This is a genomic window from Clavibacter nebraskensis NCPPB 2581 (assembly GCF_000355695.1).
Lineage (GTDB): Bacteria > Actinomycetota > Actinomycetes > Actinomycetales > Microbacteriaceae > Clavibacter > Clavibacter nebraskensis.
Map to the genome: position 1 here is coordinate 921,190 of NC_020891.1, position 23,012 is coordinate 944,201.

At 74.8% G+C, this 23,012-nt stretch carries 22 protein-coding genes; 11 read left to right on the forward strand and 11 right to left on the reverse strand.

Annotation, left to right across the window (positions count from 1 at the left end):
- The first annotated feature begins 4 nt into the window (after positions 1 to 4).
- Genes CMN_RS04390 through CMN_RS04400 form a run of 3 tightly spaced genes read left to right on the forward strand, consistent with a single transcriptional unit; the run spans position 5 to position 2,600 of the window.
- Positions 5 to 931 (forward strand): ABC transporter ATP-binding protein, encoded by a 927-nt coding sequence (locus CMN_RS04390; RefSeq protein WP_015489642.1) that lies wholly within the window; start codon positions 5 to 7, stop codon positions 929 to 931.
- A complete protein-coding gene (locus CMN_RS04395; RefSeq protein ID WP_015489643.1) occupies positions 928 to 1,761 on the forward strand; it encodes an ABC transporter permease in 834 nt (277 codons plus the stop codon). Before CMN_RS04390 ends, CMN_RS04395 begins: the two co-directional genes overlap by 4 nt.
- Positions 1,758 to 2,600, forward strand: a complete 843-nt coding sequence (locus CMN_RS04400; protein WP_015489644.1) for an ABC transporter permease — start codon at positions 1,758 to 1,760, stop codon at positions 2,598 to 2,600. Before CMN_RS04395 ends, CMN_RS04400 begins: the two co-directional genes overlap by 4 nt.
- On the opposite strand, the gene CMN_RS04405 is transcribed toward CMN_RS04400, so the two are convergent.
- Entirely contained in the window at positions 2,563 to 3,429 is an 867-nt protein-coding gene (locus CMN_RS04405) for an MFS transporter (protein ID WP_231853778.1), read from the reverse strand. The genes CMN_RS04400 and CMN_RS04405 overlap by 38 nt on opposite strands.
- A 190-nt stretch (positions 3,430 to 3,619) precedes the next feature.
- On the opposite strand from CMN_RS04405, the gene CMN_RS04410 reads away from it, so the two are divergent.
- The gene (locus tag CMN_RS04410) at positions 3,620 to 4,444 is read left to right on the forward strand and encodes a ribokinase (protein WP_172638674.1); all 825 of its coding nucleotides are present in this window, start codon (positions 3,620 to 3,622) and stop codon (positions 4,442 to 4,444) included.
- A gap of 31 nt (positions 4,445 to 4,475) precedes the next feature.
- Here the strand turns inward: CMN_RS04410 and CMN_RS04415 are convergent, their stop codons facing one another.
- On the reverse strand, positions 4,476 to 4,997 hold the full coding sequence (locus CMN_RS04415) for a helix-turn-helix transcriptional regulator (protein ID WP_015489646.1): 522 nt from the start codon (positions 4,995 to 4,997) through the stop codon (positions 4,476 to 4,478).
- 230 nt (positions 4,998 to 5,227) lie between these two features.
- Between CMN_RS04415 and CMN_RS04420 the strand changes: the two genes are divergently transcribed.
- The 5 genes from CMN_RS04420 to CMN_RS04440 all read left to right on the forward strand — a co-directional run bounded on the left by CMN_RS04420 (position 5,228) and on the right by CMN_RS04440 (position 11,492).
- The gene (locus CMN_RS04420; RefSeq protein ID WP_015489647.1) at positions 5,228 to 6,496 is read left to right on the forward strand and encodes an extracellular solute-binding protein; all 1,269 of its coding nucleotides are present in this window, start codon (positions 5,228 to 5,230) and stop codon (positions 6,494 to 6,496) included.
- Between the two features lie 3 nt (positions 6,497 to 6,499).
- Positions 6,500 to 7,441 carry a carbohydrate ABC transporter permease gene (locus CMN_RS04425; protein WP_015489648.1) on the forward strand — a complete coding sequence of 314 codons (942 nt, stop codon included), beginning with the start codon at positions 6,500 to 6,502 and terminating at the stop codon, positions 7,439 to 7,441.
- An 11-nt stretch (positions 7,442 to 7,452) separates the two neighbouring features.
- Entirely contained in the window at positions 7,453 to 8,358 is a 906-nt protein-coding gene (locus tag CMN_RS04430) for a carbohydrate ABC transporter permease (protein WP_015489649.1), read from the forward strand.
- Between the two features lie 32 nt (positions 8,359 to 8,390).
- A complete protein-coding gene (locus CMN_RS04435; RefSeq protein ID WP_015489650.1) occupies positions 8,391 to 10,253 on the forward strand; it encodes a glycoside hydrolase family 3 protein in 1,863 nt (620 codons plus the stop codon).
- A 99-nt stretch (positions 10,254 to 10,352) separates the two neighbouring features.
- On the forward strand, positions 10,353 to 11,492 hold the full coding sequence (locus CMN_RS04440; RefSeq protein WP_015489651.1) for a LacI family DNA-binding transcriptional regulator: 1,140 nt from the start codon (positions 10,353 to 10,355) through the stop codon (positions 11,490 to 11,492).
- Positions 11,493 to 11,621: 129 nt separating this feature from the next.
- Here CMN_RS04440 and CMN_RS04445 read toward each other — a convergent pair whose 3' ends face one another.
- Positions 11,622 to 11,831 carry a hypothetical protein gene (locus CMN_RS04445; protein ID WP_015489652.1) on the reverse strand — a complete coding sequence of 70 codons (210 nt, stop codon included), beginning with the start codon at positions 11,829 to 11,831 and terminating at the stop codon, positions 11,622 to 11,624.
- Entirely contained in the window at positions 11,831 to 12,385 is a 555-nt protein-coding gene (locus tag CMN_RS04450; protein ID WP_015489653.1) for an MOSC domain-containing protein, read from the reverse strand. Before CMN_RS04450 ends, CMN_RS04445 begins: the two co-directional genes overlap by 1 nt.
- 186 nt (positions 12,386 to 12,571) lie before the next feature.
- Here CMN_RS04450 and CMN_RS04455 point away from each other — a divergent pair, with 186 nt between their 5' ends.
- A complete protein-coding gene (locus CMN_RS04455) occupies positions 12,572 to 13,012 on the forward strand; it encodes a hypothetical protein (protein ID WP_015489654.1) in 441 nt (146 codons plus the stop codon).
- Between the two features lie 43 nt (positions 13,013 to 13,055).
- On the opposite strand, the gene CMN_RS04460 is transcribed toward CMN_RS04455, so the two are convergent.
- Positions 13,056 to 14,462 (reverse strand): MFS transporter, encoded by a 1,407-nt coding sequence (locus CMN_RS04460; protein ID WP_015489655.1) that lies wholly within the window; start codon positions 14,460 to 14,462, stop codon positions 13,056 to 13,058.
- Positions 14,463 to 14,565: 103 nt separating this feature from the next.
- Positions 14,566 to 15,981, reverse strand: a complete 1,416-nt coding sequence (locus CMN_RS04465) for an MFS transporter (RefSeq protein ID WP_015489656.1) — start codon at positions 15,979 to 15,981, stop codon at positions 14,566 to 14,568.
- A gap of 215 nt (positions 15,982 to 16,196) precedes the next feature.
- On the opposite strand from CMN_RS04465, the gene CMN_RS04470 reads away from it, so the two are divergent.
- Positions 16,197 to 16,493: a hypothetical protein gene (locus CMN_RS04470; protein ID WP_015489657.1), complete on the forward strand. Its 297-nt coding sequence runs from the start codon at positions 16,197 to 16,199 to the stop codon at positions 16,491 to 16,493.
- Here the strand turns inward: CMN_RS04470 and CMN_RS04475 are convergent.
- The 5 genes from CMN_RS04475 to CMN_RS04495 are packed head-to-tail and all read right to left on the reverse strand — an operon-like array spanning position 16,490 to position 22,964.
- Complete coding sequence (locus CMN_RS04475) at positions 16,490 to 18,286, reverse strand: ABC transporter permease subunit (RefSeq protein WP_015489658.1); 1,797 nt, start codon at positions 18,284 to 18,286, stop codon at positions 16,490 to 16,492. The genes CMN_RS04470 and CMN_RS04475 overlap by 4 nt on opposite strands.
- Positions 18,286 to 19,827, reverse strand: a complete 1,542-nt coding sequence (locus CMN_RS04480) for an ABC transporter substrate-binding protein (RefSeq protein ID WP_015489659.1) — start codon at positions 19,825 to 19,827, stop codon at positions 18,286 to 18,288. Before CMN_RS04480 ends, CMN_RS04475 begins: the two co-directional genes overlap by 1 nt.
- On the reverse strand, positions 19,817 to 21,247 hold the full coding sequence (locus CMN_RS04485; protein WP_015489660.1) for an MFS transporter: 1,431 nt from the start codon (positions 21,245 to 21,247) through the stop codon (positions 19,817 to 19,819). The genes CMN_RS04480 and CMN_RS04485 overlap by 11 nt, the downstream gene beginning before the upstream one ends.
- Positions 21,244 to 22,101 carry an ABC transporter ATP-binding protein gene (locus CMN_RS04490; protein ID WP_015489661.1) on the reverse strand — a complete coding sequence of 286 codons (858 nt, stop codon included), beginning with the start codon at positions 22,099 to 22,101 and terminating at the stop codon, positions 21,244 to 21,246. The genes CMN_RS04485 and CMN_RS04490 overlap by 4 nt, the downstream gene beginning before the upstream one ends.
- Positions 22,098 to 22,964 carry an ATP-binding cassette domain-containing protein gene (locus tag CMN_RS04495; protein ID WP_015489662.1) on the reverse strand — a complete coding sequence of 289 codons (867 nt, stop codon included), beginning with the start codon at positions 22,962 to 22,964 and terminating at the stop codon, positions 22,098 to 22,100. Before CMN_RS04495 ends, CMN_RS04490 begins: the two co-directional genes overlap by 4 nt.
- Positions 22,965 to 23,012 lie beyond the last annotated feature (48 nt).

Genomic DNA, 23,012 nt, shown 5'->3' on the forward strand with positions numbered 1-23,012 from the left:
TCTCGTGTCCACCCCCGTCATCACCGCCGACCGCCTCGTCAAGAAGTACGGCGACCACGTCGCCGTCGACGGCCTCTCCTTCGAGGTCGCGCCCGGCGAGTCCTTCGGGCTGCTCGGCCCGAACGGCGCCGGCAAGTCCACGACCATGCGCATGATCGGCGCGGTCTCCTCGCGCACGGGAGGGTCGCTCGACATCCTCGGGCTCGACCCCGAAACGCACGGCCCCGAGATCCGGTCGCAGCTGGGCGTCGTGCCGCAGGCCGACAACCTCGACCTGGAGCTCAAGGCGCGGGACAACCTCATCGTCTACGGCCGCTACTTCGGCCTGCCGCGCAAGCAGGTCGCGGCGCGCGCCGACGAGCTGCTCGAGTTCGCGCAGCTCAGCGACCGCGCGGGCGCCAAGGTCGACGACCTCTCCGGCGGCATGAAGCGGCGCCTCACGATCGCGCGCGCCCTCATCAGCGACCCGCGGATCCTGCTGCTCGACGAGCCGACCACGGGCCTCGACCCGCAGGCCCGCCACATCCTCTGGGACCGCCTGTTCCGCCTCAAGGAGCAGGGCACGACGCTCGTGCTCACCACGCACTACATGGACGAGGCCGAGCAGCTCTGCGACCGGATCGTCGTGGTCGACGAGGGTCGGATCATGGCGGAGGGCTCGCCCGCGTCCCTCATCCGCGACCACTCGAGCCGCGAGGTGCTCGAGGTGCGCTTCGGCTCCGACCGCAACGAGTCCGCGTCGCGCGAGATCGCCGGGTACGGCGACCGCGTGGAGGTGCTGCCCGACCGCGTGCTCGTGTACGCGTCCGACGGCGAGGCCGTGCTCAGCCGGATCCTCGAGCAGGGCCTGAAGCCCATCACGACGCTCGTGCGCCGCTCCAGCCTCGAGGACGTCTTCCTCCGCCTCACGGGACGGAGCCTGGTCGAGTGAGCGCCGTCGACACCCGCGCGGCCGCCGTCGCCGGCGGCGTCCGCCCGCGCCGCTTCGGCGGCTGGTACGCCGCGGAGCACCGTCTGCTCGGGATCCGCGCCTACCTCGGCACCGCGCTCGCGACCGGCATCGCGAGCCCCTACGTCTACCTCTACGCGCTCGGCGTGGGCCTTGCCACGGTCGTCGACCGCGGCACGGACGCGAACCAGGCCCTGGGCGTCAGCTTCCTCGTCTTCGTGGCGCCGGCGCTCCTCGCGACGAGTGCCATGACGGTCGCGAGCGAGGAGTTCAGCTACCCGATCTTCGGCGGCTTCAAGTGGAACCCCGTCTTCCAGGCGATGAACGCGTCGCCGCTGACGCCCGCCCAGATCATCGACGGGCAGGTCGTCGGCGTCGCGATCCGCATGGCGCCCACGTGCATCGCCTACTTCGCGTTCATGCTCCTGTTCGGCGCGGTGCCGCTCGGCACGGGGTTCCTCGCGATCGGCGCCGCCGTGCTCACGGGCATGGCGATCGGCGTGATGCTCATGGCCTACGTCGCGACCCTCACGCAGGACACCGGCCAGATCGCGATGGTGATGCGCTTCGTGATCACCCCGCTGTCGCTGTTCTCGGGCACGTTCTTCCCGCTCACGCAGTTCCCGGTCTGGCTGCAGTGGATCGGCTGGATCTCGCCGCTCTGGCACGGCAGCGAGCTCGGCCGCGTCGCGACCTACGGCATGGAGGAGCCGCTCTGGCTGACCGTCGCGCACGTCGCGTACCTGCTGCTCTGGCTCGCGGTGGGCTGGACCCTCTCGCGCCGCGTCGCGACGAGGAGGCTGCGCGCATGACCGGATCCACGATGCCCGCGAACGCCCCCGCGCCCGCCGCCCGTCGCAGCCGCGGCGGCCCCCGCTCCCTCTACGTCGGCAACGCCCGCTCGGTGCTCTCCCGCGGCCTGCTCGCCACCCGCAGCACCAACTGGACCGTCGTGCTCTCCGGCTTCTTCGAGCCCGTCTTCTACCTGCTCGCGATGGGGATCGGCCTCGGCTCGATCGTCGGCGACGTGACCACGAGCACCGGCCAGCCCGTGCCGTACGCCGCCTACATCGCGCCCGCCCTCCTCGCGGTCTCCGCCATGAACGGCGCCGTCTACGACTCCACCTGGAACGTCTTCTTCAAGATGAACCACTCGAAGCTCTACCAGGGCATGCTCGCGACCTCGCTCGGCCCGCTCGACGTGGCGTTCGGCGAGATCGGCCTGGCGCTGCTGCGCGGCGTCGTCTACTCGTCGGGCTTCCTCGTCGTGATGCAGGTGCTCGGCCTCAACCTGTCGTGGTGGGCGATCCTCGCGCTGCCGTCCGTGGTGCTGATCGCGCTCGCGTTCGCGAGCTTCGGCATGGCAGTGACGAGCTACATGAAGACCTTCCAGCAGATGGACTGGATCAACTTCGTCCTACTGCCCATGTTCCTGTTCTCCGCGACCTTCTACCCGCTCTCGGTGTACCCGCCGTGGATCCAGACGGTCATCCAGGCGCTCCCGCTCTGGCACGCCGTGGAGCTCGTGCGCGGCTTCACGACGGGCGCGCTCTCGATCGCGGTCCTCGGCCACGTCCTCTACTTCGCCGTGATGACGGCGATCGGCCTGGTCTTCACGACGCGGCGGCTGCGGGTCCTCTTCCTCGACTGAGGCCGCTGGCCACGAGCCCGAGCCCGGCGCCGCCCATGACGACGGCCGCCGCGGCGATCGCGACCGGGTAGCCGACGGGCTGCGCGTCCGCGGGGATGAGGGCGAGCGCCTGCGCCGTCACGACCGTGGCGAGGAGCGACGACGCGGCCAGCACCGTCGACGTGAGCGATGACACCCGGCCCATCGCGCCGACGGGCGCCTCCGCCTGGAGGATCGGGCCCTGCGAGACGAGGAAGACCGCGAACACGAGGCCGGCCACGAGGACCCGCAGGCGCGGCGACGCGCGCACGATGCGGATCCCGGCGGCGAGCTCCCCGCGGAAGCGGGCGCGGGCGGAGGCGACCGACGGATCCATGCCCGCCGCGACGGCCCCGCGCTCGCGCACCGCGAGCACCAGACCCGCCGACGCGAGGAACGACACGGCGTCCATCACGAGCGCGGGCTCCGGCCCGAGGGTCGCGTAGACGGCCGGGCCGGTCATCGCCGAGAGGATCCCGACGCCCGTGCTCGCGAGCAGCGAGCGTCCCGCGGCGGCCGCGCGCCGGTCGGCGGGCACGACCACCTGCACGAGGGCGGCGCGCACGAGGTCGGCCGCGACCATCACCCGGTGGGCGGGCCACCGGTCCACGAGCACGCCCGCGATCGGCGCGCGCACGAGGCGCGGCAGGCTCGTCGCGCCGATGACGGCGCCGATGTAGAGCGGCAGGGCCGGGTCGCCGGGCGCGAGGCCCGTCGCGAGCCACACGGTCACGGTCGCCGCGAGCACGTACTCGCCGAAGGCCGAGAGCGTCTGCGCGACCCAGATGAGCGCGAACGAGCGGGAGATCAAGAGGGGAGGGCGCGGCTCGCGCGCGCCGGTCGGGGTCGGGCACGGGCGGCCTCCGATCGGTCGGCTCCTCCCCACGGTAGCGGCAGGCCCGGCGATGCCCGGGCGGTGCCGGGCGGGGGATCCGCTCGGTACCCTGGCCGAGAGCGCCACCCGGGCGCGGCCGGCCACGGGTCGGGGGAGGCAGGTGCCCATGGGCCGCGTCGTCGTGCTCGGATCGCTCAACGTCGACCAGGTGGTGCGCGTGCCGCGGCACCCGCAGCCGGGGGAGACCCTGATGGGATCCGACCCCGAGCGGCTCTGGGGCGGCAAGGGCGCGAACCAGGCGGTCGCCGCGGCCGACGCCGGCGGCGAGGTCGCGATGGTCGGGGCCGTGGGCGACGACGCCGACGGATCCGCCTACCGCGCCCGCCTCGCCGACCGCGGCATCGACGTGTCCGGCCTCGCGACGATCGCGGGCGCCACGACGGGCCTCGCGATCATCGCGGTCGACGACGACGGCGAGAACACGATCATCGTCGCGCCCGGCGCGAACGCCCGCGTGACCGACGCCCACCTGGATCCGCTCGACGCGCTCGCGGCGGGCGATGTCCTGCTCGCCTCGCTCGAGCTGCCCCTCGACACGGTCGCCGCGGGCGTCCGCCGCGCGCACGCCGCCGGCGCCCGCGTCGTGCTCAACCTGGCGCCCTTCGCCGCGCTGCCCGACGACGTGCTGGCGCTCGCGGATCCCGTCGTCGTCAACGAGCACGAGGCGGGCCTCCTCCGCGGGTCGGGCACGCCCGCGCCCGCGTCGCTGCTCGTGACCCTCGGCGCCGAGGGCGCGATGTGGGGCGGCGTCGAGGTGCCCGCGTCGCGGGTCTCCCGCGTCGTCGACACCACGGGCGCGGGCGACGCCTTCTGCGGCGCGCTGGCCTCCGCGCTCGCCGCGGGCGCCGACCGCGAGGGCGCCCTCGTCGTCGCGGCCGACGCCGCGGCGGTCGTCGTCCAGCGGCAGGGCGCGCAGCCGGCGGACGACTGATCCCCGTTGGCGACGCCGGCCGCCCCCGGCATCAGACCGGGCGCCGCCGACCGCGCCTGACCGCCCGCTCATCGAGCGACCGGTCGCGCGACAGCGGGTACGCGCGGTCGAGCCGGGGACCCACGACCACCCGCAGGAGGAACCGCGAGAGCAGCGCGCCGCCCGCCCAGTACGCCCCGATGAGCAGCGCCGCGACGCCGGGCAGCACGTGCGTGGCGATGCCGGCCACCACGAGCAGGGTCCAGACGATCCCGACGCCCGAGTACAGGGACCGGTAGCCGTCCGTCAGCGTGTCGCGCCTCTCCTGCTGCCGCTCCGCGCGGTCGTCGAGCGCGGACACCGTCCGGCCGAAGTCGTCCGCGCCGACGGCGGCGAAGAGATCCCGCACGGGCACCTCCAGCGCCTTCGCGACGAGCGACAGCGTCTCGAGGCTCGCGTCGTTCCCCGCCTCCAGCCGCTGCACCGTGCGCACCGTGATCGCGCTGGCCTCGGCCAGCCTGTCCTGCGTCCAACCCCGCTCGCGGCGGAGGTCCGCCACCCGTGTCTCGTTCATGGGCCCAGCCTGGCGGTCCGTCCGGATCCGCACCACGACGCGCACCCGACAGCTCCCCGACATCCGCCCGATAGCACCCCGACAGCCGTCCGAGAGCGCGGGATGGCCGCCGTCGGATCCCGCGCTTGCCCCTTGGTCGGGGTCCATGAGATGCTCGACACGCTGCGCTTCTTATGCGCATAAGTAACTCACCGGCTCGCGACGCGGGCGCTTCGTTCAAGGAGGAACACGTGAAGACATCCATGCGTCTCGGCGCGGTCGCGACCGTGCTGGCGGCCACCGTCGCGCTGACCGGCTGCGGCCGGTCCACCGACGAGGGATCCGGCGCCGCGGCCGCGACCACGCTCGGCTCCGCGCCCGCGACCGGCAAGGTCACCATGTGGGCGATGGGCGCGGAGGGCGAGGCCCTGCCCGCGTTCCTGAAGACCTTCGAGGACGCCAACCCCGGCGTCGAGGTCGACGTCACGGCGATCCCGTGGGACGCCGCGCACAACAAGTTCCAGACCGCCATCGCGGGCGGCACCACCCCGGACATCGCGATGATGGGCACCACGTGGATGGCCGACTTCGCCGACGCCCTCACCACCGTGCCGACCGACGTCGACGCGAGCGACTCCTTCCCCGGCTCCCTCGCGACCAACTCCGTGAAGGACCGCGCCGCCGGCATCCCCTGGTACGTCGACACCCGCGTGCTCTACTACCGCACCGACCTCGCGGCGAAGGCCGGCTGGACGACGGCCCCCACCACGTGGGACGAGCTCAAGCAGATGGCGTCCGACATGCAGACGAAGGCCGGCGCCGCGCACGGCATCCGCCTCCCCGCCGGCAACGACGCGTTCCAGGGCACGCTCTGGATGCCGTGGTCGAACGGCGCCGAGATCGCCGACGGCGCGAAGTGGACCCTCGACACCCCCGAGATGCGGGAGGCCTACGAGTACTACGGCAGCTTCTTCGCCGACGGCATCGCCGACCCCGACGTCGACGTCTCGTCCGGCGCGCAGGAGGCGTCGTTCGTCGACGGATCCACGCCCATGCTCATCGAGGGCCCCTTCGAGATCGGCCAGCTGAAGGCCGTCGGCGGCGAGGGCTTCGCGTCCAAGTTCGCCACCGCGGTGCTCCCGGCGAAGGAGACCTCCGCGTCGTTCAGCGGCGGCGCGAACCTCGTCGTCTTCGACCAGGCGAAGAACCAGGACGCCGCGTGGAAGCTCGCCCGCTGGCTCGGCCAGCCGGACACGCAGGCGGCCTGGTACGCCGCCACGGGCGACCTGCCCGCGTCGCAGTCCGCGTGGCAGGACCCCGCCCTGCAGTCCGACCCCACCCTCGCCGCGTTCGGCGAGCAGCTGAAGACCGCGAAGTCCGTGCCCGTGAGCACGAACTGGGTGAAGGTCGGATCCGCCGCGGACTCGGCGCTCGAGCAGATCCGGCGCGGCACCTCCTCGGTGCCCGACGCGCTCGCGAAGCTGCAGTCGGACGCCGACTCCATCGGCTCGGCGGAGTAGCCGTTGGCCATCACCGCAGGACGTGCGGCCGGGACCCGTCCCGGCCGCACGCGGTCCCCGCTCATCGCCCGGCAGCGCCGCCGCCAGGCGCTCATCGCCTGGGGGTTCTGCCTCCCGTTCGTCGCCGTCTTCGCGGTCTTCATGCTCGTGCCGCTGGTGAGCTCGTTCGCCATGTCGTTCACGGACTTCCGCGCGACCGACATCCGCTCCCCGTTCGCGGTCGACTTCACGGGCCTCGACCAATACGCGAAGCTCTTCACCGACGCCACGTTCCTCCGCTCCATCGGCGTGACCGCGTTCTTCGTGGTCGTCGGGATCCCGGTGACGATGGTCACGGCGCTCGCGCTGGCCCTCGCGCTCAACTCGGGCCGGGGCCGCATCGTGTCGTTCTTCCGCGTCGGGTTCTACGCGCCCGTCGTGACGAGCATCGTCGCGGTCTCCGTCGTGTGGCGCTACATCCTGCTGCCCGACGGCCTGCTCAACTCGGCGCTCGCGGTGGTCGGGATCACCGGCCCCAACTGGCTGAGCGACACCACGTGGGCGCTGCCCTCGCTCGTCGCGATGGCGGTGTGGCGCAACGTCGGCACCCTCATGATCATCTTCCTCGCGGGCCTGCAGGCCGTGCCCGAGGAGGTGCAGGAGGCGGCCGTGATGGACGGCGCGAGCCCCTGGCGCCGGCTGATCTCGGTCACGCTGCCGCTGCTGCGCCCGACGCTGCTGCTCGGATCCGTGCTCATCTCGGTCGGCTTCCTGCAGTTCTTCGAGGAGGCGTTCGTGATGACGCGCGGCGGCCCCCTCGACTCCACGCTGTCCGTCGCGTACTACACGTACCGGCAGTTCGGCTTCGGCGAGTACGGCCTCGCCTCCGCGTCGAGCTACGTCCTCTTCCTCGCCATCGCCCTGCTCAGCCTGCTGCAGTTCCGGCTGCTGCGGTCGAAGGACTGAAAGGCACGCGCATGACCACCACCGCATCCGCCCCCGCCGCCACCGTCGTCGCCGAGGCCCGGGCCGGCACCCCGCCGCGCCGCAGGCGCCGCACCGACCGCGGTCGCCGCACCCGCGCGATCGTCTACCTCGTCCTCGCCGGCGTGCTCTGCGTCTGGCTCCTGCCGTTCGTCTGGATGGCGCTCGGCTCCGTGAAGACGCAGGGCGAGATCCTGCAGCGGCCGCCGACGTGGTGGCCCCAGGACCCCGTCGCGGACAACTTCGCGAAGTGGTTCGGGCCGCTCGACTTCGGCACGTTCTTCTCGAACAGCCTGGTCGTCGCGCTCGTCACCGTGCTCGGCAACCTCGTCTTCTGCTCGATGGTGGGCTACGCGCTCGCGAAGATGGAGTTCCCGGGCAAGCGGATCCTGTTCCTCACCGTGATGGTGACGCTCATGGTGCCGGGCGTCGTCACCTTCGTGCCGCTGTTCGTCATGGTCTCGGGGCTCGGCCTCGTGAACACGTACGCGGCGCTGATCCTCCCGTTCATCACGGCGCCCATCGGGGTGTTCCTCATGCGGCAGTTCATGCTCGGGATCCCCGAGGCGCTCATCGAGGCCGCGCGCCTCGACGGCGCGGGGGAGTTCCGCATCTTCTCCCGCATCGTGATGCCGCTGTGCGGGCCGCCGCTCGCGACGTTGGGCATCCTCACGTTCCTCGCCTCGTGGAACAACTTCCTCTGGCCGCTCGTCGCGGCGCAGACCGAGGGCATGTACACGCTGCCGATCGCGCTGTCGCTGTACTCGACCGGGCAGAACGCGACCGACTACGGCCTGCTGCTCGCGGGATCCGTGCTGGTGATCGCGCCGATCCTCGCTCTGTTCGTGTTCCTGCAGCGCTACTTCATCCAGGGCGTCGCGACCGCCGGCCTCAAGTGACCACCTCCCGCCTCCGACCCTTGGAGACCCCCATGCCCCGCTCCCCGCGCACGCTCCTCACCGCCCCCGACGGCACCCGGTTCCGCGACCTCGACGGCGACGGGGTGATGGCGCCGTACGAGGATCCGCGGCTGAGCCCCGAGGAGCGCACCGCCGACCTCGTCGGGCGCCTCAGCCTCGCCGAGAAGGCGGGCCTCATGTTCCAGACCGTGATCGAGGTCGGCGCCGACGGCGAGCTGAAGGAGGAGCCGGGCGCGATCTCGAAGTCCGGGACAACGGAGGTCGTGGTCGGCAAGGCGATGAACCACTTCAACGTGCACGAGATCCGGACAGCCCGGCAGGCCGCGCGCTGGAGCAACCGGCTGCAGGAGCTCGCGGAGTCGACGCCGCATGGGATCCCCGTGACCGTGAGCACGGATCCGCGCCACGCCTTCGTCGAGAACGCGGGCGTCGCCTTCTCCGCCGGGCCGTTCTCGCAGTGGCCGGAGGCGCTCGGCCTCGCGGCGCTCGACGACGTGGACGCCATCCGCGCGTTCGCCGACGCCGCGCGGCAGGAGTACGTGGCCGTCGGGATCCGCGCGGCGCTGCACCCGCAGATCGACCTCGCCACCGAGCCGCGCTGGGGCCGCCAGGCGCAGACGCTCGGCCATGACGCCGACCGCGTGGCCGAGTTCACGGCCGCGTACCTCCAGGGGTTCCAGGGTGACGAGCTCGGATCCGCGAGCGTCGCCTGCACCACCAAGCACTTCCCGGGCGGCGGCCCGCAGAAGGACGGCGAGGACGCGCACTTCCCGTACGGCCGCGAGCAGGTCTACCCGGGCGGCATGTTCGAGTACCACCTGCGGCCGTTCCGCGAGGCGATCGAGCGCGGGACAGCCGCGATGATGCCGTACTACGGGATGCCCGAGGGCCTCGTGCGCGACGGCGAGGCGATCGAGCCGGTGGGCTTCGGCTTCAACCGGCAGGTGATCACGGGGCTCCTGCGCGAGGAGCTCGGCTACGACGGCGTCGTGGTCACCGACTGGGAGCTCGTGAACGACAACCACGTCGGCGACCAGGTGCTGCCCGCGCGCGCGTGGGGCGTCGAGGAGCTGACGCCGCACGAGCGCATGGAGCGGATCATCGAGGCCGGCTGCGACCAGTTCGGCGGCGAGGAGTGCGTCGACGTGCTGCTCGACCTCGTGGCCTCCGGCCGCGTCAGCGAGGCGCGCATCGACGAGTCGGTGCGGCGCCTGCTGCTCGTGAAGTTCCGGCTCGGGCTCTTCGACGACCCGTACGTCGACGAGGACGCCGCCGAGCGCATCGTCGGCCGCGCGGATCTCCGCGAGCTCGGCTTCCGCGCGCAGGCCGCGTCGGTCACCGTGCTCGAGAACCGCGAGCGCGACGGCCGGCCCACGCTGCCGCTGCCCGTCGACGGACCCCGGCTCCGCGTGCACGTCGAGGGCATGCGGCCCGAGGCGCTCGACGGCTGGGCGGATCCCGCGGCAGGACCCGACGACGCCGACCTCGCGATCGTGCGGCTCGGTGCGCCCTTCGAGCCGCGGTCGGACCTGTTCCTGGAGGCATGGTTCCACCAGGGGTCGCTCGAGTTCCCGCCCGGGCTCGTGCACCGGCTGCGGCGGATCGCCGACCGCTGCCCGCTCGTCGTGGTCGTGAACCTCGACCGTCCCGCGATCATGACGCCGCTCGTGCCGTTCGCCGCCGCGCTCGCCGTCGACTACGGCAGCTCCGACGCCGCCGTGCTCGCCGCGCTCACGGGACGCATCGCGCCCGAGGGGCGGCTGCCCGTGGAGATCCCGCGCTCGATGGACGCCGTGCGGGCGTCGCGGACGGACGTGCCGTCGGACACCGAGGACCCGGTGTACCCGCTGCACCACGGCCTCCGGATCCGCTGACCGCGCGCGAGATCCCGCGCTCGTGACCGACCCGCGGGGCGCCGGGGCTCGGTCGTGCGCGCCCGCCTCGCCTACGCTTCCAGGAGAGAGGACGGTCGCATGAGCCCCCGGCGCCCCACGGTCTACGACGTCGCCGAACGCGCGAAGGTCTCCATCGCGACGGTGTCGTTCGCGTTCAGCCGCCCCGACCAGATCAGCGCCGCCACGCGCGAGCGGGTGCTCGAGACCGCGCGCGAGATCGGCTACATGCCGAGCGCGTCCGCCCGCGGCCTCGCCCGCGGCCGCACGGGCGCGCTCGGGCTGCACTCGTTCGACCTCCTCATCGACCGGCCGCTGCAGCGCGAGCCCGTCACGCCCGCCGAGAGCCCCGCCGAGCCCGCGGTCGCGACGCCGTTCGCTCCCGGCCGCACCTTTATCCCGTGGGACGACGCGGGCGAGATCGCGGCGGATCCGCGCGCGTTCCCGCTCTACGTCGACGAGGTGCAACGCGGCTTCGAGCTCGAGTGCCGCGCCCACGACCGGCCGGTGATGCTCAGCCGCGGCAGCGACACCGCCACGGCGGTCGCCGAGTCGGCCGGCCGCGTCGACGGCCTCGCGATCTTCCCGGGGCCGTCGGCCGCGGCGTCGCTGAAGCGCGTCTCGCTCGCCATGCCGATCGTGCTGTTCAGCTACCCGCCGGCCGAGGACGGGCACCACCGCGTCACGTCCGACAACGCCGGGGGAGCGCGCGAGCTGGTGCGGCACCTCGTGCTCGAGCACGGGATCACCGACCTCGGCTTCGTGGGCGCGACGAGCGTCGGCGACTACCGGGAGCGCTTCGAGGGGTACCGCGACGCGCTCGCGGAGCTCGGGGTCGCGGCGTCCGACGAGGTGCTCGACGACACGGTGCTCGGCGAGGGATCCGGCTTCGGCGGGGTGATCCAGGCCCTCCGCGCCGGGCGGCTGCCGCGCGCGCTCGTGTGCGCGAGCGACCAGCTGGCGCTCGCCCTCGTCGACCTGCTGCGCGCGGAGGGCGTCGAGGTGCCGGGCGACGTCGTGGTCACGGGCTTCGACGGGATCCTCGCGGGCCTCCTCGCGACGCCGCGCCTCACCACCGTGCGGCAGCCCATGGAGGCGATGGGGCGCGCGGCGGCCCGCATCCTCATCGACACCACGACCGGCACGCAGACCGCCGAGCCCGTGACGCTGCGGCTCGGCACGAAGCTCGTGGTGCGCGCGAGCTGCGGCTGCCGGGGCTGACGCCGACGCGGATCAGCCCTCCCGCGGTGCCGTGCCAGGCTGGGCGCATGCCCCCGCATTCCCGCCTGGGCTTGACGCGGCATCGGCGGACGCGCCGCAGGTCGACGGCCCCGCCGACGGGTCGCGCTCCTAGCGGCGGAGACCCCGGCGGCGTGCGATCTCCACGCCGAGCGCCACGAGCAGGATCACGGCGCCGGCCGCGGCGAACGCCCCCGCGACCTGGATGCCGGCCGGCTCCTCGCCCGCGATGCCGCCCATCACGGCGCCGAGCGCGACCGCGAGGACGAGCGCGCCGCACCCGGCCAGCGCCGCCGCGAGGATCCGCACGTCCGCGACCATCAGACCGGCTGCAGCGCGAGCTGCTCGCCCGCGGGCAGCTCCACGCGCACGGCGTCGTCGGGGCGGACCTCGCCGCCGGTGATCACGACGCCCATCACGCCGGACTTCCGCACGACGTTCCCGTCGGCGTCGCGGTCGAGCACGGCCTTCATGGCGCCCGATCCCAGCTTGTCGATCTGGATGCACGGGTTCCGGAGACCCGTCAGCTCGACCACGGCGTCCTCGCCGAGGTGGAGGCGAGTACCGGTGGGCAGGTCGAGGAGCGGGACGCCCGCGGTCGTGACGTTCTCGCCGAGGTCGCCGGGGCCGACCCGGTAGCCCTTCTCCGCGAGCTCGTCGTGCAGCTCGGCGTGGACGAGGTGCACCTGGCGGAGGTTGGGCGCGTCCGGGTCGCGGCGCTTCCGCGAGAGGTGCTGGACGGTGGTCCCGAGGTGCGCGTCGCCCTCCACGCCGAGGCCGGCGAGGAGCGTGATCGACGGGCGGACGGGCTTGGAGAAGCGGTGGGCGTCGTCGCGCGCGACCGCGAGGACCCGGGGCGAAGCAGACGGCTGCATGCCAGCGACGATAGCGGCGCGGCCCCCGCCGGGCGAGCCCCCGGGCAGGACGGGGGCGCGGATCCTCGCCGGGGCGCGGTCGTCGGGCTAGGTTCGCAGCATCGACGGCGATGGGGGATGCGATGCGCGCGACGGCCATGAGCGGATCATCGAGGACGACGCTCGTGGCAGGTTTCGCCTCCGCGGGTGGCGGGCGTGGCGGCGCTCGTGGTCGCGGGCGCGCAGGGCGCGCTGGCGCTGACGAGCGCGCTGACCGGCCTGACCGTCTCGGACCCGACGGAGCCGGTGCCGCCGTCGGCCCCGGCGATCCTGTCCCCGGCGGCGGTCGCGGTCCACGCGATCGCGGTCCTGGTGCTCGCCGTCGTGGTCGTCCGCGGGCGGCTGCTCGAGCCGGTGGCCCGCGTGTCCCTCCTGGTGCTCGCGTCGGCGACGGCGGTGTCCTGGCTGTCCCAGACGGGCATCGCGGCGTTCCTGACGGGAGACGGGTGGGTGCCGCTGCTGCTGCTGCTCGTCGCGCTGCGGACCGTGATCCTCGTGGCGTCCATCGGCCTCGTGGTCGGCCTGCTGGTGCACGGCAGGTCGGCGGCGATGCGGGCGCGGGCCGAGGCGATCCACCGGGCCTGGTGAACGACGGAGGGCCGGGCCGACGCGTCGACCCGGCCCTCCGCGCTCACCGCCCGCGGGCGGCGGCAGTGCGCTTCGCCTCGCCGTGCTCGCGCAGCACGAGGAGCGCCACGAGCGAGATCACGGACGCGACGCTGAGGTAGACGCCGACCAGCATCACGCCGCCGCCGCCGATTTCCCACAGCCAGGTCGCGATGAACGGCGCGACGGCCCCGCCGATGATGCCCGCGAGGCTGAACGCCAGGGAGGCGCCCGTGTAGCGGACGTCGGCGGCGAACAGGCCGGGCAGCAGGGATCCGACGGCGCCGTACCCGATGCCGATGAGCGCGAAGCCGAGGACCACGAACATGAGGGTGCCGGGCAGGCCGGCGGCGAGCAGGGGGTCCATCAGCAGCCCGAACACGACCATGCCGGCGGCGCTCATGGCCACGATCGGCCGGGCGCCGCGCCGCTCCGCGAGCACGCCCGAGACGACGATGGCGATCGCGAAGAACACGACGCCGACGAGGAGCATGAGCAGGAAGTCGGTGCGGGCGTAGCCGAGGCCGGCGTGGAACGACGCCGCCTCGAACGGCTTGCCCGCGGCGGTGGCGGCGGCCTGCGCGGCCTCCGCGGTGCGCGGCGACGTGCCGTAGGTGACCGTGAACGTGGTCATGAGGTAGAAGAGCGTGAAGATGGCGAGGAGGGCGAGCGCTCCGAGGATCAGCCCGCGCCAGCCCGTGCGGATCGTGCGGCCGAGCGGCAGCCGGGAGGTCGCGCCGCGGTCGAGCACCACCTGGAACTCCGGCGCCTCGACGAGCTTCACGCGCACGTAGAGGCCCACGAGCACGAGCACGGCGCTGGCGAGGAACGGCACGCGCCAGCCCCACGACTGCAGGTCGGCGGGGGAGAGGGTGAGGGAGAGGACCAGGAACAGGCCGGTGCTGAGGAAGAAGCCGATGGGCGCGCCGAGCTGCGGGAACGTGCCGTAGATCGCCCGCTTGCCCGCGGGCGCGTTCTCCGTCGCGAGCAGCGCCGCGCCGCCCCACTCGCCGCCGAGCCCGAGGCCCTGGACGAAGCGGAGCACGGCGAGGGCGGCGGGGGCCGCGATCTCCCAGCCCGGCGTGAGGCCGCTCGGCAGCGATCCGATGAGCACCGTGGCGATGCCCATGGTGAGCAGCGACGCGACGAGCGTGCGGGTGCGGCCGAACCGGTCGCCGAAGTGGCCGAAGAGCACGGATCCGATGGGCCGGGCGAAGAACGCGACGCCGAACACGGCGAGCGACTGCAGCAGCGCGACCGCGGGGTCGTCGTTCGCGAAGAAGAGGGCCGGGAACACCAACACCGCGGCGGTGGCGTAGACGTAGAAGTCGAAGAACTCGATGGACGTCCCGACGAGGCTCGCCACCAGCACGCGCGAGCGCGGGTTGGCCGGGGCGGCGGCGACGGGTGCGAGGGGCGAGGCAGCGGACATGGAGGCGGCTTCCGACGGAGGGACGGGGGCTGCCACGGATCGTGGCGCGCCGACGGTACCGGCGCTCCCCGCCCCTCCGGGCGGACCGCTCACATGACCGGCGTCAGCTGACGTTCCCCGCGTAGTCCGCGTCGCGCGTCTCGCGGCTGATGACCAGCGCCACGAGCGTGATCGCCGCCATGGCGCTCAGGTACACGCCGACGAGCAGCACGTTCCCGTCGAGCAGCTGCCACAGCGCCACCGCGATGAACGGCGCGACCGCGGCGCCGAGGATGCTCGCGACGTTGTAGCTGATCGCGGATCCCGTGTAGCGCACGTTCGTCGGGAAGAGCTCCGGCAGCACCGCGCCCATCGGCCCGAAGGTGAGGCCCATGAGCGTGAAGCCGATGATGAGGAGCGCCATGGTGCCGACGAAGCCGCCGGAGAACAGGGGCACGAAGAGCAGGCCGAAGACGAGGATCCCGACGGTGGTCGCGATGAGCATCTTCCGGCGGCCGTACCGCTCCGCGAGGGGACCCGAGACCATGGTGAAGATCCCGAAGAACACGACTCCCACGATGAGCATGAGCAGGAAGTCGTTGCGCGCGTAGCCGAGGCCCGCGGCGAACGTGTCCGGGTTGAACGGCTTGCCGGCGGCGGTCGCGGCGGCCTCGGCGGTGGCGGCGTCGCGCGCGGTGGTGCCGTAGGTGAGCGTGAACGTGGTCATCAGGTAGAAGAGCGTGTAGGTCGCCAGCATGATGAATGTGCCGAGGATCAGCGGGCGCCAGCTCGTGACGAACACGCGCGCGACGGGCAGCTTCGCGACCTCGCCGGAGTCCACGACCTTCTGGAACGCGGGCGTCTCGATGAGCTTGAGGCGCACGTAGAGGCCAACGATCACGAGCACGGCGCTCGCGAGGAACGGCACGCGCCAGCCCCAGGCCTGGAACTGCTCGGGGGAGAGGCCGAGGCTCAGCGCGAGGAAGACGCCGTTGGCGACGATGAAGCCGATGGGCGCGCCGAGCTGCGGGAACGTGCCGTAGATGGCGCGCTTGCCGACGGGCGCGTTCTCGGTCGCGAGGAGGGCGGCGCCGCTCCACTCGCCGCCGAGGCCGAGGCCCTGGCCGAAGCGCATGATCACGAGGAGCGCGGGGGCCGCGACCTCCCAGCCGGGCGTGAGCGCGGTGGGCAGGCAGCCGATCAGCACGGTCGCGATGCCCATGGTGAGCAGTGACGCGACGAGCGTGCCCTTGCGGCCGACGCGGTCGCCGAAGTGCCCGAACAGGATGGATCCGATGGGCCGCGCGATGAACGCGACGCCGAACACGGCGAACGACGCGAGCTGCGCGACGGTCGGGTCGTCGTTCGCGAAGAAGAGGGCGGGGAAGACGAGCACCGCCGCGGTCGCGTAGACGTAGAAGTCGTAGAACTCGATGGACGTGCCGATGAGGCTCGCGATGATCACGCGCGAGCGCGAGTTGACGGCGGGCGGGGTGGCGGGGGACGAGGCGGCGGTGCGGGCCGCGGGGGTCGTGGACATGCGTGGAGACGGCTTTCGGCTGGTGCGGCGTGAGCGGCGGGGGCGCGCGGACGGGGCGGGCGCGCCGGTCGGGCGCGGGCGCCGGGTGCGGCGGAGTCGAGGGGCCACTCGTGATGGCCTCGCTGAGTTTATGCCCCTGGGGGGAAGCTGTGCGCGGTCCGTAGGCCGGGGTGGACGGCGGATCCCCGCGATGCCGCCCGACCACGAGGAGCCCCATGGAGCACGAGACCGGCCGCCAGGTCCTCCCCGAGCTCGCGAAGCTCTGCGGCGTCGGCGCGCTCGCCGCGGTCGCGACCGGGTTCTGGTACCTCGCGATCCCGTGCGTCGGCGTCGTCGTGGTCTGCGTGATGCAGCTGCGTCGGTGGACCCACCAGGAGCTCGAGGAGCGCGCGCGACTCGCCGAGGAGCCGACCGAGGAGGACCGGGCGGAAGCGCTCAGGTGGGACGCGGACGGCGGCGTCTCCGTCGACCCGCTGCCGGCGGAGGAGCCGGGGCCGGACGACCGGCGCTAGCCCCGCGCGGCGAGCGCGGCCGCCGCGGCCGGTCGCGCGTCCGCGGCCGGTCGGCGCCGCCGCCGCCGCACGAGCCCCGACAGGTCGTGCGCCGACAGCGACACCGCGAGCACCGCGGCCAGCACGAGGGCCAGGGCGGGGGCGGCGACCGCCCACGGCGCGCGTTCCGCGTAGGCGCTGCCCTCGCTGAGGATCAGGCCCCACTCGGGCGTCGGCCGGGCGCTGCCGAGGCCGAGGAAGCCGAGCGCCGCGAGCGTGAGGGCGACTCCGGGGAGGCGGAGCAGCGCGTTCCGCACGACCGGGCCGACGACGGCGGGCAGGAGGTGGCCGAGGAGGATCCGCGCCCGTCCGACGCCGAGCACCGGCAGGATCCGCACGTGCGGCTGCGCGCGCGCCTCCTGCATGAGCGCCCCGGCGTGCGCGGCGAGCGGCGCCCAGCCGACGGCCGCCACGGCGACGGCGGCGCCCGCGGTGGACGGGCCCTGGACCGCAGCCACCACGATGCCCGCCAGGATCGGCGGCGCCGCGTTCGCGACCTCGATGGGCCCGATCGCCGCGCGCGGCAGGAGCCCGAGCGCGAGCCCGACGACGCAGCAGGCGATCACCACGAGGAGCGCGGTGCCGAGCGTGGTGACGGCGCCGTGGCCGACGCGGCCGAGGAGGTCGCGTCCGCTCGCGTCGGCGCCGAAGGGGAGCGCCCACGAGGGCGGGGCGAGGCGGCCCGCGGTGGCGGAGAGCGGATCCCGCACGAGGCCCGCGACGACGATGAGCGCCAGGAGGCCCGCGGCGACGCCCGGGACGACGGCGTCGCGGCGGCGGGCGGGGACGCGCGCGTCGGGCACGGGCAGCGATCCGAGGCGGAGGGCGGGCCCGAGGAGCGCGCGGCGGGCGAGGTCCGCGAGGACGCCCGCCGCGACGGCGACCGCGAGGAGCGCGAGCACGCCCGCCTGGAGCGCCGGCACGTCCTGGCTGCCGGCCGCGCCGAGGGTCGCGCGGCCGATCCCGGGGATCGCGAACACCTGCTCGACCGCGACCGCGCCGCCCGTGAGGCCCACGAGCACGAGCCCGACCTGCCCGAGCGCCGACGGGAGCGCGCGGCGCAGCACCGCGACGGCCGTGCGCGCGGGGTGCAGGCCCGCCATCGCCCAGGTCGCCACCCAGCGCTCGGCGGACGCCGCCCGGATCGCGTCGGCGAGGAGGCGCCCGATGAGCCCGCCGCCGGGGATCCCGAGGGCGAGCGCGGGGAGCACCGCGTTCGCGGGCCCGTCCCAGCCGGAGGGCGGGGCCCAGCGCAGCCCGACGGCGACCACCACGAGGAGCGCAGTCGCGAGCAGGAACTCGGGGAGCGCGGTGAGGGCGGCGGCCAGGGCGCCGGATCCGGAGGCGCGGCGCCCGCGCGTCGCGTCGCGGAGGGCGGGCGTGCAGAGGAGCGCCGCGATCCCCGCGGCGACCGCGAACGCGAACGCCATCAGCGTGAGGGAGACGCCGAGCGCGGCGAGGGTGCCGGGGAGCACGGGGCGGCCCGAGATCCACGATGTGCCGAGGTCGCCGCGGACGACGCCGGCGACCCAGTCCGCCGAGACGGCGAGCGGCCCGCGGTCGAGGCCGAGCTGGGCGCGCACCGACGCGAGCGCCTCCGGGGTCGCCTCGAGGTCGGCGTAGCGCGCGCGGAGGATCGTGTACTCGGGCGAGCGTCCCGAGAGCCAGGGGAGCGCGCCGACGAGCGCCACGAGGCCGCCGACGGCGACGACGCGGGACGCCCCGACGACGAGCCCGTCGCGCGCGCGGCCCATCAGCGCGTGACGCGCGTGTCGGCCGTGATGAGCGCGCGCTCGCGGGGATCGCGCACGGCGCCCGTCACCCCGGCGGCCTCGCCCTGGATCACGCGCTCGTGCAGGAGCGGCACCGCGGCGTCGTCGGCGAGCACGAGCGCCTCGACCCGCATGATCGCCGCGCGCCGCTCGGGCCCGGCCGGCAGCGCGGATGCCTCTGCGAGCGCCTGGTCGACCGCGGGGTCGCACACCTGCGAGATGTTGAACGACCCCTGGCACGCGAAGTCGCTGTAGAGGTACGCGGCCGGATCCCCCGAGTCGAGCACGGTGGCGCGCGACAGGATGAACGCGTCGAACTTCCCCGCCAGCGCGTCGGCCTCGATGTACTGGTACTCGCGCACGTCCTGGGTCACCTGGAACCCGGCCGCCTCCAGCTGCTGCTCGAGCTGCACGGCGACCTCGGGGAGCTCGGCGCGGTCGGTGAAGGTCCCGAGGGTGATGGGCACGCCGTCCACCTCAGCGGGCGCCGCGCGGCCGGCGAGCGCGTCCCGGTAGGAGGCGCCGTCGCGGAGGTCGGCGGCCCAGGGGAGCGCGGGTCCGAGGAGGCCGGCGGCCTCGTCGGCCCGGCCCTCGTAGACGCCCGAGACGAGGGAGGCCCGGTCGACGGCGGCCTGGGCGGCGGCGCGCACGGCCGGATCCGCGAAGGGTCCGGTCCGCGTGTTGAGGTAGAGCGTGTTGGTGCGCGGCATCGCGACCTCGTGCAGGAGCTGCGGATCCACCTGCGCGGCTTGGCCCACGGGGATCGCCTCGACCACGTCGGCCGTGCCCGTGCGGAGGGCGGCGGCGCGGGCGGTGCCGTCGGGGACGAAGCGCACGTCGATCCCGGCGGACGCGGCGCGGCCGCCCCAGTAGTCGTCGAACCGGTCGAGCGTGGCGGAGGACGTGCCGTCGACCGCGGTGAGGCGGAACGGGCCCGTGCCGGTGCCGACGGGGGAGACGGTGCCGTCGGCGCCGTACGCGGAGGCGGCGAGGATCGCGAGCTGCGGGCTCGACATGCGCTGCGGCACGAGCGGGTCGGGCGTCGCGGTGCGGACGACCAGCCGGTCGCCATCAGCGGTCGCGGTGAGGTCGACGCCGTCGAGGATCCGCGGCTTCGGGCTCGCGGTCGCGGCGGCGGTGAGCGAGGCGGCGGCCTGCGCCGCCGTGAGGGTCGTGCCGTCGTGGAAGAGCACGTCGGGCCGGATGTCGAAGGCCCACGTCAGGTCGTCGACGTGGGTCCAGCCGGTGGCGAGCTGCGGCTGCGCGTCGCCGAGGTCGTCGAGGGTCACGAGCGTCTCCGCGGTGCTCCAGCGGGCGAGCTTGAAGGCGTCGTCGCTGAGCGGCGTGAGACCGGAGCGCGGCGGCTGCAGCATGGCGAGGCGGATGCGGCCGTCGCCGTCCTGCCCGCCTCCCGGGGTGGATCCGGGGCTCGCGGCGAAGCAGCCGCTGAGGGCGAGCATCGACGCGGCGGCGAGGGCGATGAGGGCGACGGAGCGGGCGGGGCGGGGGCGTCTAGCGGGCATGGGGTCCTGTCTCGGGGATGCGCGGGGCATCGACGGCGATGCGCGGGGCATCGGGGGGGGGCGGGGGAGCGATCGCGGTGCGCCGGCACGCGGCGGTGCCGGTCGTGGGCGCGGGCGCGGTGCGCGCGGGCGCGGCGGTCCCGATCGCGGGGACGGCAGCGGGCAGGAGCCGGGGCAGGCCGACGGCGGCCGCCACGGGCAGCGCGGCGAGGATCCCCCAGGCGACCGCGGGCGCGTAGTCGAGGAGGGATCCGACCACGCCGCCGGCGACGAGCACGGCGATGCCGCCGCAGCTGGCGAGCAGCCCGTAGGACGACGCGGTCGGGCGGCCGGCGGCGAAGGACGGGACGAGCTCCATGGTCACGGGGCCCGCGGTCATGTGGCCGAGCGTGAGGCAGACGACGAGGACCGCGGCGGGCACCAGCTCGGCGCCCGCGGGCGGCGGCACGACGGACCCCAGCGCGAGCGCCGCGAAGCCCGTCGCGGTGATGCCGAAGCCGCAGGTGAGCGCGCGGCCGGGGCCGAGCCGCTTGGCGAGGAGCGCGACCGGCCACTGCAGCGTGATGGTGAGGAGCGAGACGGCGAGGAACGCGGATCCGACCGCCGCCGTGCCGGCGCCCGCCCGCGCGAGCTCGAGCGGCAGCCCGAGGTAGAGCTGGTTGTAGGCCACGAGGTCGACCGCGAAGAGGGCGGAGAAGGCGAGGAACCGGCGGTCGCGCACGGCTGCCCAGCGGTCGGCGCGCTGGGCGGGCACGGCGTCCGCGGCGGGCACGGCGGGGGCGGATCCCGCGGACGGCGACGCGTCGGCGCGCCCCGCGTCCTGCGGGATCACACACCACAGCGCCACCCCCACGGCCGCGAACAGCGCCGCGCCCACGAGCACCGTCGCGGAGAACCCCAGCCCGAGAAGGGCCGCGCCCGCGAGCGGACCCACCGCCGCGCCGACCTCGCCCACCAGCACGAGCGCCGCGAACAGCGACGGACGCCCCGGCCGCCGGGTGGCGCGCGCCCGCACATCGGCGGCCGCGACGAGGCTCTGCAGCGCCGGGCTGAACAGCGCGCCGCCGAGGCCCGTGAGGATCGCGCCGACGAGGAAGCCCGGCAGGCCGGCGGCCAGCGCGAGCCCCAGGTAGCCGCTCACGCGCACGACGCAGCCCGCCGCGATGAGGGTGCGGGGGCCGAACCGGTCGGCGAGCATCCCGCCGAGGAGGAAGAGGCCCTGCTGGCTGAAGGTGCGGGCGCCGAGCACGAGGCCGATCGCGAGGGCGCCGAGGCCGAGGTCGTCGCGCATGACGACGGCGAGGAACGGGACGACCGCGTAGAAGCCGAGGTTGAACACGAGCTGGCTGGAGAGGAGGACGGCGGCGTGGGGCGCGGCGGAGACCGGGCCCGCGGGTCCGTCAGGGTGGGGCGCGGTCATGCGGTGAGCGCTCCCGGCAGCCGCGGCACGGCGTCGGCGAGCTCGCGCGTGGCCCGATGCACGGGATCGGCGAGCAGACGCGCGGTGGGCTCCTCTTCGACGATGCGCCCGCCCGCGAGCACGACGCTCCGCCCGCAGAGCCGCGCGACGGCGTCGAGGTCGTGCGACACGAGCACCAGCCCGAGGCCCCGCTCGCGCACCAGGCCGCCGAGCAGCTCGATGATCCGGTCCCGCAGCGGAAGGTCGACCCCGCTCACGGGCTCGTCGGCGAGCAGGATCCCGGGGGACGTCGCGATGGCCCGCGCGAGCGCCACGCGCTGCGCCTGCCCGCCGGACAGCTCGCGGGGCCGCCGGTCGGCGAGCGACGCGGCGAGGCCCACGTCGTCGAGGGCGCGGGCGACGATCGCGGCGTGGTCGCCCGGCACGTCGAGGCGGCGCAGCGGCTCGCGGATCAGCTGCCGCACGGTCATGCGCGGCTCGAGGCTCGCGCCCGGATCCTGCGGCACCGCCTGCACGCGCCGCCGGTACCAGCGGAGCGCGGATGCGCGGCCGGGCGAGACGGCCCGGTCGCCGAGCGCCACGGTCCCCGCGGTCGGCGCCTCGAGCGCCAGCAGCACGCGCAGGAGGGTCGACTTGCCGGATCCGGAGCGGCCCACGATCCCGACCGTCTCGCCGGGCGCGACGCGGAACGTCACGTCGTCGAGCGCGGGCGCGGGTCCCGGAGCGCCGGACGCCCGGGCGGTGCGGGCGATGCGCCGCGCGGCGGGGTCGCGGCGCGGCGGGTACCGGTGGGTGATCCCGGTGGCGGTGAGCGCGTCGCGCGACGCGTCGGGCAGTCGGAGCGCGTCCGTCATCGGGCCGCCACCGCGCCGAGCGGAGCCGCGGCGGCTCCCGTCGCCGACGTCGCGACCGCATCCGCGGATCCACCGGGCGCCCGCCGGGACGCCGCCGCCAGGAGCGCACGGCTGTACGCGTGCCGCGGTCGCCGCACGAGCTCGCGCATCGACCCGGCCTCGACCACGCGGCCGGCCTCGAGCACGACCACCCGGTCGCACAGGGCCGCGGCCACCGCGAGGTCGTGCGTGATGAGGAGGAGCGCCTGGCCGGTCGCGTCGAGGCGGCGGCGGATCACGTCGGCCACGCGCGCCTGCGTCACGACGTCGAGCGCGGTCGTCGGCTCGTCGGCCAGCAGGAGGTCGGCGCGGCAGAGGAGCGCGAGCGCGAGGCAGACGCGCTGGCGCTGGCCGCCCGAGAGCTCGGCGGCGAAGGCGGGGAGCGCGCCGTCGGGATCGTCGATGCCCACCTCGGCGAGCAGATCCCGCACCTCGCGCCGCGCGTCCGACCGGGTGAGGAGCCCGCCGTCGGCGGCGGATCCGCGGGCCCGGCTCGCGCGCAGCGCCGCGACGAGCTGCGCGCCCACCGTGACGAGGGGGTTCAGCGCCGCGAGCGAGTCCTGCTGCACGGCGGCGACGCGGCCGAGGCGCTGGCGCGGCGCGGACGCGCCGACCGCGCGGCCGCCGAGCTCGACGACGCCGCGCACCCGGGATCCGGGCGGCAGCGTCCCCAGCACGGCCTGCGCCGTGAGCGACTTGCCGGATCCGGATGCCCCCACGAGCGCCACGCGCTCGCCCGCGCCGACGCGGAGGTCGACGCCGTGGACGAGGGGTGCGCCGTCGATCGCGATCGACAGCGAGCGGACGTCGAGGGCGGGATGCATCGGGCCCCCGTCCGTCCGCGCGCGGTGCCGGGCGGTCCGGCGGCGCTC

What these genes read in the sequence shown, in the direction of transcription:
- CMN_RS04400 (WP_015489644.1), top strand. Translation starts at nt 1,758, where the DNA reads ATGACCGGATCCACGATGCCCGCGAACGCCCCCGCGCCCGCCGCCCGT.
- CMN_RS04410 (WP_172638674.1), top strand. Translation starts at nt 3,620, where the DNA reads ATGGGCCGCGTCGTCGTGCTCGGATCGCTCAACGTCGACCAGGTGGTG.
- CMN_RS04415 (WP_015489646.1), bottom strand. Translation starts at nt 4,997, where the DNA reads ATGAACGAGACACGGGTGGCGGACCTCCGCCGCGAGCGGGGTTGGACG.
- CMN_RS04430 (WP_015489649.1), top strand. Translation starts at nt 7,453, where the DNA reads ATGACCACCACCGCATCCGCCCCCGCCGCCACCGTCGTCGCCGAGGCC.
- CMN_RS04435 (WP_015489650.1), top strand. Translation starts at nt 8,391, where the DNA reads ATGCCCCGCTCCCCGCGCACGCTCCTCACCGCCCCCGACGGCACCCGG.
- CMN_RS04440 (WP_015489651.1), top strand. Translation starts at nt 10,353, where the DNA reads ATGAGCCCCCGGCGCCCCACGGTCTACGACGTCGCCGAACGCGCGAAG.
- CMN_RS04445 (WP_015489652.1), bottom strand. Translation starts at nt 11,831, where the DNA reads ATGGTCGCGGACGTGCGGATCCTCGCGGCGGCGCTGGCCGGGTGCGGC.
- CMN_RS04450 (WP_015489653.1), bottom strand. Translation starts at nt 12,385, where the DNA reads ATGCAGCCGTCTGCTTCGCCCCGGGTCCTCGCGGTCGCGCGCGACGAC.
- CMN_RS04460 (WP_015489655.1), bottom strand. Translation starts at nt 14,462, where the DNA reads ATGTCCGCTGCCTCGCCCCTCGCACCCGTCGCCGCCGCCCCGGCCAAC.
- CMN_RS04465 (WP_015489656.1), bottom strand. Translation starts at nt 15,981, where the DNA reads ATGTCCACGACCCCCGCGGCCCGCACCGCCGCCTCGTCCCCCGCCACC.
- CMN_RS04470 (WP_015489657.1), top strand. Translation starts at nt 16,197, where the DNA reads ATGGAGCACGAGACCGGCCGCCAGGTCCTCCCCGAGCTCGCGAAGCTC.
- CMN_RS04475 (WP_015489658.1), bottom strand. Translation starts at nt 18,286, where the DNA reads ATGGGCCGCGCGCGCGACGGGCTCGTCGTCGGGGCGTCCCGCGTCGTC.
- CMN_RS04480 (WP_015489659.1), bottom strand. Translation starts at nt 19,827, where the DNA reads ATGCCCGCTAGACGCCCCCGCCCCGCCCGCTCCGTCGCCCTCATCGCC.
- CMN_RS04485 (WP_015489660.1), bottom strand. Translation starts at nt 21,247, where the DNA reads ATGACCGCGCCCCACCCTGACGGACCCGCGGGCCCGGTCTCCGCCGCG.
- CMN_RS04490 (WP_015489661.1), bottom strand. Translation starts at nt 22,101, where the DNA reads ATGACGGACGCGCTCCGACTGCCCGACGCGTCGCGCGACGCGCTCACC.
- CMN_RS04495 (WP_015489662.1), bottom strand. Translation starts at nt 22,964, where the DNA reads ATGCATCCCGCCCTCGACGTCCGCTCGCTGTCGATCGCGATCGACGGC.